The following is a 12,166-nucleotide window of genomic DNA, read 5'->3' on the forward strand; positions in this document are numbered from 1 at the left end:
ATGGCCACGGTCGTACTGACGGAAGCGAATTTCGAACAGATCATCACCGAAAATGCCAGTGTGATCATCGACTTCTGGGCGCCCTGGTGCGGCCCGTGCCGGCAGTTCGCGCCGGTGTTCGAGGCCGCGTCCGGGAGGCACCCCGATTTCGTGTTCGCAAAGGTCAACTCGGACGACGAACAAGCGCTCGCCGGCCAGTTCGGCATCCGCTCCATCCCCACCCTGATGGTTTTTCGCGAGCAGGTAATACTGTTCAGCGAAGCTGGGGCGTTGCCAGCGCCGCAGCTCGATGCGTTGCTCGAGCAGGCGCGTACGCTCGACATGGCGGAAGTGCACCGCGAAATCGCCGAGCGCGCCGAGCGCGCCGAGCGCGATGGATCCGGAACCGGTCCCGCCTGAGCGACTTCCGTCGTCGCCTGCGCCCTCGTCGCACCGGCCGCGCGGCAAACCTGCCCAACAAGGGAGACCGGCATGATCACGATCCGGAAGAGTGCCGATCGAGGATATGCGAATCACGGCTGGCTGGAAGCCCGGCATTCGTTCTCGTTTGCCGGCTACCATGATCCGCAGCACATGGGTTTCGGTCCGCTTCGCGTGATCAACGAAGACCGGGTGCAGGCAGGACGCGGTTTCGGCAGCCATGGACATCGCGACATGGAAATCATCACCTGGATCCTCGGCGGAGCGCTGGCGCACCGCGACAGCATGGGGAATGGCTCGACCATCCGGCCGGGCGACGTACAGCGGATGAGTGCCGGAAGCGGCGTGATGCACAGCGAGTTCAACCCCTCGCAGGATGAACCGACGCACCTGCTGCAGATCTGGATCGAGCCGGACCGGCGCGGTGTCGAGCCCAGCTATGAAGAGGCGCGGTTCCCGCCCGAAACCCGGCAGGGCCAGCTGCGGCTGATCGCCTCGAACGACGGCCGCGAAGGTTCGGTGAAGATCCACCAGGCTGCAGCGGTTTACGCGACGCTGCTCGACGGCGACGAGGCGCTGAGGCAACCGATCGCCGCAGGGCGCCGGGTTTACGTGCATCTCGCTCTCGGCGAGGTGAGCGTGAATGGGCATCCGTTATCGGCCGGCGATGCACTGAAGGCCGAGGGCGAGCGCGAACTGGTGCTCGAGCGGGGTCGCGGCGCCGAGGTGTTGTTGTTCGATCTTCCATGAACGGAGACACGGTGAAATCCGACAACGGTCCGGAATCGCGCAACGGCTTTCTCGCACGCTACGGCACCCTGATCGGGCGCCTGCTGTTCGCGCCGCTGCTGCTCGGCTATGCGGCGTTGAAGGTGCGTGCATTGATGGGCAGCGTCCAGGCAGACGCCCTGCAATCGTTCCCGGTGGCGCAGATCGCGCTGTACCTCACCATCCTGGTCGAGTTGGCGGGCGGGATCATGGTGGTGCTCGGCTACCGTACCCGGCTCGCCGCTGCCGCCCTGATCGTGCTGTTCACCGGCGTGACGGGGCTGATGTTGCCGATGATCGGCGCACCCGGCGGCATGGGCATGGCCTATGTCGATCAGATCATGAAGAACCTCGCGTTCATTGGCGGGCTGGTGATGCTCGCGGTGCATGGTGCCGGGCCGGTCAGCCTGGATGCGTGGCGCGGGCGCAGGGTGCCCGCGCGCTGAGCGCAGTTCAGCCGTAGAGCATCTTCGGCAGCCGCGTCGCCAGTGCCGGGAAGTACCAGATGGGAAAGAGGCGCTGCGCCCGCTCGCGGGCGACAGCCTCGATCGGTCGGACCGTGCCCGCCAGCCGCTAGAATCCGTCGCACGGGAGGCAGTCACGATGGGAGACAGCAGCGTCAGGGCAGGTGCGATGGCGCCGGCACTGGAAGTGGCGGCGGTCCTCGCTCGGCTGGGAGTGCCGGCATCGGCGTTTGCTGTCCCACCCCGCGCCGGGGATCTTCTCTCGCATTCGCCGATCGATGGCCTTCCGATCGGCTGCGTGCCTCCGGCCGACATCGCCGGCGCGGACGAGGCGATCGCAAGGGCCAGCCTGACCGCTGACACCTGGCGCAGCGTGCCCCCGCCGCTGCGCGGTGAACTCGTGCGCCGCTTCGGCCTGAAACTGCGCGCCGCGAAGGACGACCTCGGACGGCTGGTCACGCTGGAGAACGGCAAGATCCTGCAGGAAGGCCTGGGCGAAGTGCAGGAGATGATCGACATCTGCGATTTCGCGGTCGGGCTGTCCCGGCAACTGCATGGACTGACCATTGCCTCCGAGCGGCCTGGCCACCGGATGATGGAGACCTGGCATCCGATCGGCGTGGTCGGCGTGATCTCGGCGTTCAACTTCCCGGTCGCGGTCTGGGCATGGAATGCGGCGCTGGCCTGGGTGTGCGGCAACGCGGTGGTGTGGAAGCCGTCGGAGAAGACGTCGCTCACGGCGTTGGCCTGCCAGCGGCTGTTCGAAGCCGCCTGCGAGGGGTTCGACGCGGCGCCGCCGGCGCTGTCGACCGTGCTGCAGGGAGATGCTTCGGTCGGACAGGCGCTGGCCGCCGATCCACGGGTCGCGCTGGTGTCCGCCACCGGCAGCACGCGCATGGGCCGCGCGGTGGCACCGGTGGTCGCGGCGCGCTTCGGCCGCGTGCTGCTGGAACTCGGCGGCAACAACGCGATGGTGGTCGCGCCCTCGGCCGACCTCGACCTCGCGTTGCGCGCGATCGTGTTCTCCGCGGTGGGTACGGCGGGTCAACGTTGCACCACGCTGCGGCGACTGATCGTGCACGAGTCCATCGTCGATCGGTTGCTGCCGCGACTGCGCGCGCTGTGGCCGACACTGGCGGTGGGCGATCCGCGCGAGCCCGGTACGCTGGTCGGGCCGTTGATCGACGCGGCGGCCGGCGAGGCGATGCAGCGTGCGCTGGATGCGGCGGTGGCCGAGGGCGGCACGCTCATCGGCGGCGAAGCGCGGCTGCAATCGACGCATCCGCAGGCCTGCTATCGCGCACCGGCGCTGGTCGAGATGCCCGCCCAGTCGTCCATCGTGCAGCAGGAAACCTTCGCGCCGATCCTGTACGTGCTGCGCTATCGAACGCTGGACGAGGCGATCGCGCTGAACAACGCGGTCGCCCAGGGCCTGGCCTCGAGCATCTTCACCACCGACCTGCGCGAAGCCGAACGCTTCCTGTCCGCCGCGGGCAGCGACTGCGGCATCGCCAACGTGAACATCGGCCCGTCGGGCGCGGAGATCGGCGGCGCGTTCGGTGGCGAGAAGGAGACCGGCGGCGGACGCGAGTCGGGCAGCGATGCCTGGAAGGCCTACATGCGGCGCGCGACCAACACGATCAACTACTCGGATGAACTGCCGCTGGCGCAGGGGATACGGTTCGAGGTCGGGCAGGCGTCATGAGGTGACAGCCCGGAACGCGGCCTGCACTGCCTTGACGAGGGACGGATGAAGCATTCCCAGCCTGGGCACCTGGCCGTGAGGCGCTCCGGGTGGTACCGAAAACCATTCGGCGGAGAACGGCAGGTCGAGCGTCTGTCGGAGGTCGAACTTCGTGTCGTAGCTCAGACCCGCCGCGAGGAAAGCCGCAGGGTTGCAGTGACGCTGGATAGCAAACTCGCCGGAATGCAGGGAAGTCACTGTCTGACTGGTGCCGTACACGACGCGCACCGTGAACTGCGGCGCAGTATCGTCAAAGACCACCAGGATGAGCGCCGGCCTGGGTTTTGGACGCGGATGGATGTCGTCCGGAAAATGGCACCAGACGATCTCGCCGGCGGCAGGCTCCGGCCACCACGCACCCGTCATGCAGATTCGATATCCATGAGGCTCGACCGTACCGAGCGCGCCCTGCCTTGCGGCACGCGCTTCTTGATCTGGCGTACCTGCGAGAGCGTCAGCGGGCCCTCGTCCGCCTCGTACTGCGGCAGGATCCGCACGGCCATTTCACGCAAGGCGAGGTGGATGACTTGTGTCTCTCCGACACCCAGTTGCTCGGCCAGGCGCCTGGTCGTGAGGCGAGTCACTCCCGCCGTGCTGTCGGCGGTGCGGTAACGAAATGCGATCTGGTCCGAGGCTGTTCGCGAAGTCATGGGCGTGTAGTTGAAATGGATATCAAAAAGATATCAAATGCGCCAAGCCACGTCAAGGCGTGGCGCCTCAGCGAACCTCGAACTCCCCGTTGATCTCCACCGCGATCCCGCGCGGCAGCGACACATGCCCGACCGCCGACCGTGCATGGCAGCCCGCCTCCGCCCCGAACAGTTCGAAGAACAGGTCCGAGGCGCCGTCGATCACCTGTGGCGGCTGGTGGAAGTCGGGCGTGCAGTTGACCATGCCGAACAGGCGCAGCACGCGCTTCACATGGTCGAGCGAGCCGCAGTGCGCCTTGATCGTCGCGAGCATGGTCAGGGCCACCGCGCGGGCGGTCGCATAGCCTTCGTCGATCGTGATGTCGACGCCGAACTTGCCGGTCTGCCGCACGCCGGGCAGCTTCGGCAGGTCGAGGCCGTGGCCGGACAGGTAGAGGATGTTGCCGGCCTGGGTGCAGCCGGTGCGGTTGTTCTTCGGGAAGACGAAGGGCGGCGGCAGGGTGTAGCCCATCGCGGCGAGGCGTGCCTCTACGCTTGCGGTACCGGCGGCTGGGGTCATCTCGTTCGTCCTCGCTTCGTTGCGTGGGCATGCGGTGCATCGGGCTCGAGCCCGATACAATCGTACATCGATCATCAACGGACCTTCCATGGCTACGCGAAAGACTCCCCCCAGCCTGCCGCAGGGCGCGGTCACCGCGCTGCTGCCGGTCGAGATCCAGCCCGGCCACGTGCGCTATGCCCCCGGCATCCGCGCCGGCCGCTGGGTGTTCGCCACCGGCCACAAGGGCACGGCCGACTTCGTCACCGGCATGGCACCCGAGGTGGTCGATGCCGAAGCGCCGCGCCACGGCGTGCCGAAGTACAAGAAAGAGGCGCGGCAGGTGTTCGCCAACTTCGCCAAGGTGCTCAAGGCCGGCGGCAGCGACCGCTCGCATGTGGTGCGCGTCGACCAGTACTACACCGGCGGTCATGTGGTCGATGCCTACCATGAGGTGCGGCGCGAGTTCTTCCGGGGCCATGTGCCGCCGAGTACGTCGAACCTGCACCAGAAGTTCCTGCTCGACGGGCAGGACATGGAAGTGCAACTGATGGCGGTGGCCACCGACAGCGGCTTCGCGCCGACCCAGCATCGCCCGGCCAACCTGCCGGTGCATGCGACCTCGGGCTACAGCCCGGTGCTCACCTGCGGCGACCATGTGTTCATCGCCGGCCAGACCTCGGAAGCGCTGAAGACCGAGGAAGGCCCGCTCGACCCGGCCGCGCGCATGCCGGCCGGTCACCTGTGGAAGGGCACGCCGATCAAGCTCGAGGCGAACTTCGCCATCGAGCGCAAGCTGAAGCCCGCGCTGGCGGTGGTCGGCAACACGCTGGCCGACGTGGTCAAGGCGCAGGTCTACCTGCGCGACATCGACGACGTGCCGGCGTTCAACGAGGTGTGGGCCGAGCAGTTCGGCGGTGACATCCCGGCGACGACCATCATCACGACCTCGAACCCGGGCTTCATCTGCGAGACCGGGCGTATCGAGATCAACACGATCAGCCTGAAGAATGGCGGGCGCACGAAGAAGAAGCTGATCGATGCCGGCGTGCCGGTCGCGTTCGCCGGCCATCCGCAGGCGATGCGTGCCGGCGACCTGCTGTTCCTGTCCGGGCTGATGGCGGTGGATGCACGTGGTGCACTGGCGCCGGACGTGCGCATCGATCCGCGCCAGCCGTGGTTCGGCACCCCGGCCGAGCTGCAGATGAACCGCATCCTCGAGCAGGCCGAGGCGATCTGCCGCAAGGCGGGCACCTCGCTCGCCAACACGGTGCGCGCGCAGCAGTTCCACACCGATCTCTCCGGCTTCCACCCGGCCTGGCGGGCGTGGCAGAAGCACCTGCCCGGCCATTACCTGCCGTTCTCGGCGATCGAGATACCGGCGCTGGCAGTGCCGGGCGCGGTGGTGATGCTGGACCTGTGGGTGTACGTGCCGTGACAAACGGCAACGACCGGCACCCTTCTTGCTCGAACCCGGACACTCCAACGTCGAGGATAGCCATGAACCGTCATTCACCGTCCCGTCCGTCGAACCTGCCGCGCCGCACGTTGGTCGCCGCCGTGGCTTCTGCACTGCTGGCCGGTCCGGGCCTTGCGCTTGCACAGCCGGCCGACCCGGCCGCGGGTTACCCGTCGCAGCCGATCCGCTTCATCATCCCGGCGACCGCCGGCGGCGGCACCGACGTGATCACCCGGGTGATCGCGAAGTACATGACCGAGGCCTGGAATTCGCCGGTGCTGGTCGAGAACCGGGCCGGTGCCGGCGGCGTGATCGCCGCGCAGTACGTGGCCACGCAGAAGCCCGATGGCTATACGTTTCTGGCCATTCCCAGTGCGTTCGGCGTGCGTTCCGCGATCGATCCGAAGCTGCCCTACGATCCGCTGAAGGCGTTCGTCGGCGTCGGACAGACGGCGCGTTCGCCGAGCTTCATGGTCGTGTCGCCGGCGCGCGGCTTCAAGACGCTGAAGGACCTGGTCGCCTTCGCCAAGGCGCAGCCGCAGGGCGTTGTATACGGATCGGCTGGTGTCGGCAGCACCGCGCACCTGCATGCCGCGGCGACCGCGCATCTGGCGGGCTTCAAGGCAGACCATGTCGCCTACAAGGGCACGCCGGAAGCGGTGAACGATGCGATGAACGGCCGCGTGCTGTACGCCTTCGCGCCCGGGCCCAATGCACTGCCGCTGGCGCGCGAAGGCAAGCTGCAGATCCTGGTCAGCAGCTCGCTCGCGGGTACCAAGTACATGCCCGGCCTGCAGTCGCTGGCGCAGGCAGGCGTGCCCGGCTACGAGAGCGAAGACTGGTTCGGCGTGCTCGCGCCTGCCGGTACGCCGCTGGTCATCCGCGAGCGGGTGTCGAAAGAGATGGCGCGCATCCTGGCGCTGCCCGAGGTGCTCGAGCGGTTCAGCGCGTTCGGCGCCGAACCGGTATCGTCGAGCCCGCAGGTGTTCGACGCGTTCGTGCGTGACTACATCATCCGCACCCGCAAGCTCGCCGAGCAGATCGGCATGAAGCCGGAAGGCTGAGGAGGACACGATGTTCGATCATCCCGACCATGCGCGCGCACTGGCGCTGATCACCCCGGAAGCGGTCCGCGACACCCTGGTCGAGATGGTCGACATCTGCAGCCCGACCGGGCGCGAGGCGGCGCTGGCCGAGTACATCGTGGCCCGCCTGCAGAAGTCCGGCATACGGTCGTACCTGCAGGAGGTGAGCCCGGGCCGCCCGAACGCGATCGGTGTGCTCTCCGGTACCGGCCGCGGCGACAACCTGCTGTTCACCGGGCACATGGACACCTCGTCCGACGGCGACGAGGACTACCTGCCAGCCGAAGGCTTCAAGCCGAAGGCGATCGTGCGCGACGGCTGGATCTGGGGCCTGGGCGCGAACAACATGAAGAGCGGCCTCGCCTCGGCGATGGTGGCGATGGAGGCGCTGGCCAAGGCCGGCGTGAAGCTCGAAGGCGACGTGCTCTACGGCGGCGTGGTGGGCGAGACCGAGAAGTGCCAGGTCGAGGAATTCCGCTCCGAGGCGCAGTCCGGCTACGGCATCGGCACTCGCTTCATGGTCACCCACGGTGTAACCGCCGACTACGGGCTGCTGTGCGAGCCGACCACGCTGCAGGTATCGACCGCCAACATGGGCGTCACCTGGTTCCGGATCACGGTGGCGGGAACGATGAGCCATTCGGCCTGGTCGAACCGCCCGGTGGTGGTCAACGCGATCAACGAGATGCACGTGCTGCAGTCGATGCTGTTCGACTGGGCGAAGCAGTACAGCGCGAGCCACGAGTACAAGGGCGAGCGGCCGAACGTCACCTTCGCCGCGATCCGCGGCGGCCTGCCGTGGCGGGTGTCACGCAACCCGTGGGAGTGCAGCCTGTACCTCGACGTGCGCACGATCCCGGGTACCACCACCGACGACCTGAAGCGGTCGTTGCGGCCAGTGCTGCGTGCGTTCGCGCAGGCGCGCAATTGCGCCGAGCCGATCATGGATGCCTATGTCAGCGACCCGCCGACCGACATCGGCGAGTCGCCGCTGATCAGCCAGGTGGTGATGGCGGCGCATCGCCATGTCACTGGCACCGACTCTCAGTTCATCATCCGGCGGCCGGGCGCGGATGCAGTGCACCTGAGCAGCTACGGCGTGCCGACGCTGTGCTACGGGCCGGGCGGACGCAGCCATCCGGACGTCAAGGGCAGCCAGATGCATGCGGTCGGCGAGCATGTGAACATCGATGACCTCTATACCGCCGCGAAGGTGTATCTGGCGACGGCGTTCGAGGTGTGCGGGAAGGTGCGCAGCTGAAGCGTTGAACGCGGCGGTACGCCAGAAGCGGCGTACCGCGGTCGGCGCCTGCCGTGCGCGCTATTCGACCTTCGCGCCGGTCGCCTGCACTACCTTGCGCCAGCGCTCGATCTCGCTGCGGATGAAGGTCGAGAACTCCGCCGGCGACGATTCGGTCAGGTCCATGCCCTGCGCCATCAGCTTCTGGCGTACGCCAGCCTCGGCGATGGCCTTGCGGAACTCGCCGTTCAACTGCGCAACGATCGGCTCGGGCGTACCGCCGGTGGCGGAGAAGCCGAACCAGCCGCCGACATCGAAGCCGGGCAGGCCGGTCTCGGCCAGCGTGGCCATCTCGGGCACGGCGGCCATGCGTTTGGCGGAGGTGACGCCGAGGGAACGCAGCCGGCCGGCCTTCACCGATTCGAGCACCACGGGCACGCTGGCGAATGCGATCATCGTCTCGCCCGATAGCACCGCTGTGGCGGAGGCCGGCGTGCTCTTGTAGGGCACGTGCACCAGCTTCGTGCCGGACATCATCGCGAACAGCTCGCCGGCCATATGCTGCGAGGTGCCCGAGCCAGCCGACGAGAAGGTGATCTCGCCGGGACGCTTGCGGGCGAGGGCGATCAGGTCCTTCACGTTCTTCACCGGCATCGACGGATGCACGACCAGCATGTTCGGATTGGTCGCGAGCAGGATGATCGGCGCAAAGTCCTTGATCGGGTCGAAGTTCAGCTTCGCGTAGAGCGACGGATTGATGCCGTGGGTGCTGATGGTGGTGAGGAACAGGGTGTAGCCGTCGGCTGGTGAGCGTGCGGCGAGTTCCGCCGCGACGTTGCCGCCGGCACCGGGCCGGTTGTCGACCACCACCGGCTGGCCCATCTGGCGCGACAGCGGGTCGGCCATCACGCGCGAGATGATGTCGCCGACCGACCCGGGTCCGATGGTGACCAGGATGCGCAGCGGCTTGGACGGGAACTTCTGGGCGAAGGCATCCGACGGGGCGGCCAGCGCGCACAGTGCCGCAGCGAGGGCGGCAGCGGCGGTCGAAAGACGGGTGTCGGGGGTGAACGTGATCATCGTCATGTGTACTGGCGCGGCGCAGGATGGATCGGGCCAACATTGTGGCACCGCGAGCGGGTGAGCGGGTGGCCTTGGAGAAGGACCGAGCGCTGAAGCTGATCTTCACGCCGACCGCCGGCAACTACCTCGCCAGGACGCGTTGGGGTCTGACCCCGGGGTCAGACCCCGGGGTCAGACCCCAGGGTCAGGCGGAGTTCACCGGCCGCGGTACGAAGCCCGGCCCGAGCGGGAACAGACGCACGCCGGCACGCAGCCGGCGGAAGGCGTACTGCGTCGTATCGACAATGTGTCCGCCGGGGGCGAGGGCGACCAGCACGGTCTCGGCGATCGGCTGGAAGTCGGCGCGGAAATGCACGGTGCTCTTGAGCGCGAGGATGTTCTGCTCGGACGGTTCGATGCCCAGGTGCCGGAACGGTGACTGGTCGTGCGCCTGCATCCGCTTCGTGGTGACCACGATACCGACGCCCTCGGGCCCGCCGATGCGCAGCAAGGCCATCGGGCCGAGGTCGACCTGGCGGCCACCGACCGAGGGGCCTGTGGTGGTGAACCTGCCATCGCCCAGGCGTTCGACATGGAAGGTTGCCTCGTAGGGATCGCTGCCTTCCGGGCCGAATCGTCCGCCCAGCGCGAGTGTCACATCGGCGCCCTGGCCAGCCGCATGCGCTGCCGCGGCGGACTGTGGATCGAAGAAGAACCCGAGCACTGCCTTGCGCGCGTGGTTGCGCACCAGCGCGGCGAGCAGCCCGGTGGTGTCACCGGTGCCGCCGGCGCCCGGATTGTCCTGCGTATCGGCGATCACCACCGGCCGCGTAGCCGTCTCGGCGATGCGCATCGCCTGCTGCACTGCTTCGTCTGGCAGCAGCAGCGGTTGCGCGAACTCGGCCTCGCGCGCCTCGATGTCGTGCAGCAGCGCATCTGCCGCCGCATCGGCAGCGGCCTGGGTCCATGCGTAAACCACGACCGATGGTCCGCAGTCGTACAGGTCGGCCGGCGGGAAGCCGGCGAGGTAGGCGACGCTCAGAACATCGCCCTGCTCCAGCCGCGCCGAGTGCTCGATGATCGCCTTGGATGGGTCGATCATGGTGCACTGCGAGTTCAGCGGCAGCAGGAACGCCGCCTTGCGCAGCGCGCGGCCTGCCGGGCGCCCGCGCTCGAGCACCTGCTTCAGCACTCGGGCGGCCCGCTCGCCGGTATCGACCCGGTCGACATGCGGATAGGTACGGTAGGCCTCGACGCCATCTGCATGCGCCACCATCTCCGGCGTGACGTTCGCATGGTAGTCGAGGCTGTAGACGACCGGTACCGTGTCGCCCACCGATGCGCGGATCCGCCGCAACAGTTCGCCCTCGCAATCCTCGAAGTCCTCGCAAACCGCCGCGCCGTGCAGGTCTAGGTAGATCGCATCGACTGGCATCGCCTGCGACAGCATGCCGACCATCTCGCCGGAGATGCGTTCGAACGCGTCCCGCGTGACATAGCCGCCGGCGCCGCCGCTGGTCCAGATGAGCGGCGCATAGTCGTGCGCAGGCCCCATCTCCTTCAGGAAACCGGAAAGCGCGAAGCTGGTATCCGAAAGCCACTCGAGTACGTCTTGGCCTCGCACCAGCGGCGGCCGGTCGCGGTGCGCGGCGAAGTAGGCGAAGTCGGTGCGGGTGGGGACGAAGCAGTTGGTCTCGTGCTGGAAGCCGCCGATCGCGATGCGAGCCATGGTATTCAGTCTCCCCCCTTGATGCCCGATGCCTTGACGATACGATCGATCTGTCCGGCGGCATGCTTCGCCAGCGCGAGCATCTGCTCGGGCGTGTTCGCGCCCGGCTCGGTGCCTGCCTGCAGCAGGCCGTTGCGGAGTTCGGGTACGTTCAGTGCCTTGCCGATCGCCGCCGAGAGCTGCTGCACGATCGGCCCTGGCGTCTGGCCCTGGGTGACGATCGCGTAGAACGGCGTGAACTCGAAGCCAGGCAGGCCGGCGGCCTCGGCCACGGTGGGTACGTCGGGCAACTGCGGCGAGCGGGTCGCCGAGGTCACGCCCAGCGCACGCAGCTTGCCGGCGCGAACGAACGAGATCGTGCCGCCGAGCACCGAGGTGCCCATCTCGACGCGGCCGGCCATCACGTCGATGTAGAGCTGGCTGGAGCCCTTGAACGGCACGTGGTTGATGTCGATCTTCGCCGCGCCGCGGAAGTACTCGGCCGCGAGGTGCGGCGTCGCGCCCACGCCCGAGGAGCCGTAGTTGAGTTCGCCCGGCCGCTTGCGCGCGAGCGCGATCAGCTCCTTCAGGGTCTTCACCGGCAGGGCGTTGTTCACGTAGAACACCAGCGGGAAGGTGCCGACCTTCGATACCCAGGCGAAGTCTTTCCAGGGGTCGACCGGCATCTCGGGCCGCAGGCTCCGAATGCCGGCGAGGCCGGAGGCTGCGAGCAGCAGCGTGTAGCCGTCGGGAGGCGCCTTGGCGGTGAACTCCCAGGCGACCAGCCCGCCCGCGCCGGGACGATACTCGACGACCACCGGCTGGTTCAACGCCTTCGCCAGCGGACCGGCGAGCAGCCGCGCATGCAGGTCGTCGCCGCCACCGGGCGGCGCGCGCACGATCAGCCGCAGCGGTTTGACCGGGAAGGATTGTGCGATGGCTGGCGCTGCGTACGCGAGTGCGAGGGCGGCGGCCACGGCGGTGTACATCGGCGTGTGCCGCGGAGCATGCAGCTGCGACCCCATCGG

The 12,166-nt window shown here is 67.9% G+C and carries 13 protein-coding genes; 7 read left to right on the forward strand and 6 right to left on the reverse strand.

Annotated elements, in window-relative coordinates; all coding sequences use genetic code 11:
• From trxA to ING98_11125, 4 genes are all read left to right on the forward strand, one after another.
• A complete protein-coding gene (gene trxA / locus ING98_11110; protein MCA3102415.1) occupies positions 1-399 on the forward strand; it encodes a thioredoxin in 399 nt (132 codons plus the stop codon).
• Between the two features lie 72 nt (positions 400-471).
• Positions 472-1,170, forward strand: a complete 699-nt coding sequence (locus ING98_11115) for a pirin family protein (GenBank protein ID MCA3102416.1) — start codon at positions 472-474, stop codon at positions 1,168-1,170.
• An 11-nt stretch (positions 1,171-1,181) separates the two neighbouring features.
• The gene (locus ING98_11120) at positions 1,182-1,634 is read left to right on the forward strand and encodes a DoxX family protein (GenBank protein ID MCA3102417.1); all 453 of its coding nucleotides are present in this window, start codon (positions 1,182-1,184) and stop codon (positions 1,632-1,634) included.
• A 187-nt stretch (positions 1,635-1,821) separates the two neighbouring features.
• On the forward strand, positions 1,822-3,357 hold the full coding sequence (locus ING98_11125; GenBank protein MCA3102418.1) for an aldehyde dehydrogenase family protein: 1,536 nt from the start codon (positions 1,822-1,824) through the stop codon (positions 3,355-3,357).
• Here the strand turns inward: ING98_11125 and ING98_11130 are convergent.
• From ING98_11130 to ING98_11140, 3 genes are all read right to left on the reverse strand, one after another.
• Positions 3,352-3,762, reverse strand: a complete 411-nt coding sequence (locus ING98_11130; protein MCA3102419.1) for a hypothetical protein — start codon at positions 3,760-3,762, stop codon at positions 3,352-3,354. The two genes, ING98_11125 and ING98_11130, sit on opposite strands and share 6 nt — an antisense overlap.
• Complete coding sequence (locus ING98_11135; GenBank protein ID MCA3102420.1) at positions 3,759-4,046, reverse strand: hypothetical protein; 288 nt, start codon at positions 4,044-4,046, stop codon at positions 3,759-3,761. The genes ING98_11130 and ING98_11135 overlap by 4 nt, the downstream gene beginning before the upstream one ends.
• A 67-nt stretch (positions 4,047-4,113) precedes the next feature.
• Positions 4,114-4,605: a RidA family protein gene (locus tag ING98_11140; GenBank protein ID MCA3102421.1), complete on the reverse strand. Its 492-nt coding sequence runs from the start codon at positions 4,603-4,605 to the stop codon at positions 4,114-4,116.
• A gap of 88 nt (positions 4,606-4,693) precedes the next feature.
• On the opposite strand from ING98_11140, the gene ING98_11145 reads away from it, so the two are divergent.
• The 3 genes from ING98_11145 to ING98_11155 all read left to right on the forward strand — a co-directional run bounded on the left by ING98_11145 (position 4,694) and on the right by ING98_11155 (position 8,389).
• Positions 4,694-6,022, forward strand: coding sequence for a RidA family protein (locus ING98_11145; GenBank protein MCA3102422.1), 1,329 nt, complete (start codon positions 4,694-4,696; stop codon positions 6,020-6,022).
• Positions 6,023-6,084: 62 nt separating this feature from the next.
• Complete coding sequence (locus ING98_11150; GenBank protein ID MCA3102423.1) at positions 6,085-7,107, forward strand: tripartite tricarboxylate transporter substrate binding protein; 1,023 nt, start codon at positions 6,085-6,087, stop codon at positions 7,105-7,107.
• Positions 7,108-7,117: 10 nt separating this feature from the next.
• Positions 7,118-8,389 carry a M20/M25/M40 family metallo-hydrolase gene (locus ING98_11155; protein ID MCA3102424.1) on the forward strand — a complete coding sequence of 424 codons (1,272 nt, stop codon included), beginning with the start codon at positions 7,118-7,120 and terminating at the stop codon, positions 8,387-8,389.
• A gap of 60 nt (positions 8,390-8,449) precedes the next feature.
• On the opposite strand, the gene ING98_11160 is transcribed toward ING98_11155, so the two are convergent.
• From ING98_11160 to ING98_11170, 3 genes are all read right to left on the reverse strand, one after another.
• The gene (locus ING98_11160; protein MCA3102425.1) at positions 8,450-9,448 is read right to left on the reverse strand and encodes a tripartite tricarboxylate transporter substrate binding protein; all 999 of its coding nucleotides are present in this window, start codon (positions 9,446-9,448) and stop codon (positions 8,450-8,452) included.
• 187 nt (positions 9,449-9,635) lie between these two features.
• Positions 9,636-11,159, reverse strand: a complete 1,524-nt coding sequence (locus ING98_11165) for a M81 family metallopeptidase (GenBank protein ID MCA3102426.1) — start codon at positions 11,157-11,159, stop codon at positions 9,636-9,638.
• Between the two features lie 5 nt (positions 11,160-11,164).
• The gene (locus tag ING98_11170; GenBank protein ID MCA3102427.1) at positions 11,165-12,163 is read right to left on the reverse strand and encodes a tripartite tricarboxylate transporter substrate binding protein; all 999 of its coding nucleotides are present in this window, start codon (positions 12,161-12,163) and stop codon (positions 11,165-11,167) included.
• Positions 12,164-12,166: the final 3 nt, after the last annotated feature.

The sequence above is a fragment of the Rhodocyclaceae bacterium genome, from assembly GCA_020248265.1.
In the GTDB taxonomy this organism is placed as follows: Bacteria; Pseudomonadota; Gammaproteobacteria; order Burkholderiales; family CAIKXV01; genus CAIKXV01.

What these genes read in the sequence shown, in the direction of transcription:
- trxA (MCA3102415.1), top strand. Translation starts at nt 1, where the DNA reads ATGGCCACGGTCGTACTGACGGAAGCGAATTTCGAACAGATCATCACC.
- ING98_11135 (MCA3102420.1), bottom strand. Translation starts at nt 4,046, where the DNA reads ATGACTTCGCGAACAGCCTCGGACCAGATCGCATTTCGTTACCGCACC.
- ING98_11115 (MCA3102416.1), top strand. Translation starts at nt 472, where the DNA reads ATGATCACGATCCGGAAGAGTGCCGATCGAGGATATGCGAATCACGGC.
- ING98_11150 (MCA3102423.1), top strand. Translation starts at nt 6,085, where the DNA reads ATGAACCGTCATTCACCGTCCCGTCCGTCGAACCTGCCGCGCCGCACG.
- ING98_11140 (MCA3102421.1), bottom strand. Translation starts at nt 4,605, where the DNA reads ATGACCCCAGCCGCCGGTACCGCAAGCGTAGAGGCACGCCTCGCCGCG.
- ING98_11160 (MCA3102425.1), bottom strand. Translation starts at nt 9,448, where the DNA reads ATGATCACGTTCACCCCCGACACCCGTCTTTCGACCGCCGCTGCCGCC.
- ING98_11170 (MCA3102427.1), bottom strand. Translation starts at nt 12,163, where the DNA reads ATGGGGTCGCAGCTGCATGCTCCGCGGCACACGCCGATGTACACCGCC.
- ING98_11155 (MCA3102424.1), top strand. Translation starts at nt 7,118, where the DNA reads ATGTTCGATCATCCCGACCATGCGCGCGCACTGGCGCTGATCACCCCG.
- ING98_11125 (MCA3102418.1), top strand. Translation starts at nt 1,822, where the DNA reads ATGGCGCCGGCACTGGAAGTGGCGGCGGTCCTCGCTCGGCTGGGAGTG.
- ING98_11165 (MCA3102426.1), bottom strand. Translation starts at nt 11,159, where the DNA reads ATGGCTCGCATCGCGATCGGCGGCTTCCAGCACGAGACCAACTGCTTC.
- ING98_11145 (MCA3102422.1), top strand. Translation starts at nt 4,694, where the DNA reads ATGGCTACGCGAAAGACTCCCCCCAGCCTGCCGCAGGGCGCGGTCACC.
- ING98_11130 (MCA3102419.1), bottom strand. Translation starts at nt 3,762, where the DNA reads ATGACGGGTGCGTGGTGGCCGGAGCCTGCCGCCGGCGAGATCGTCTGG.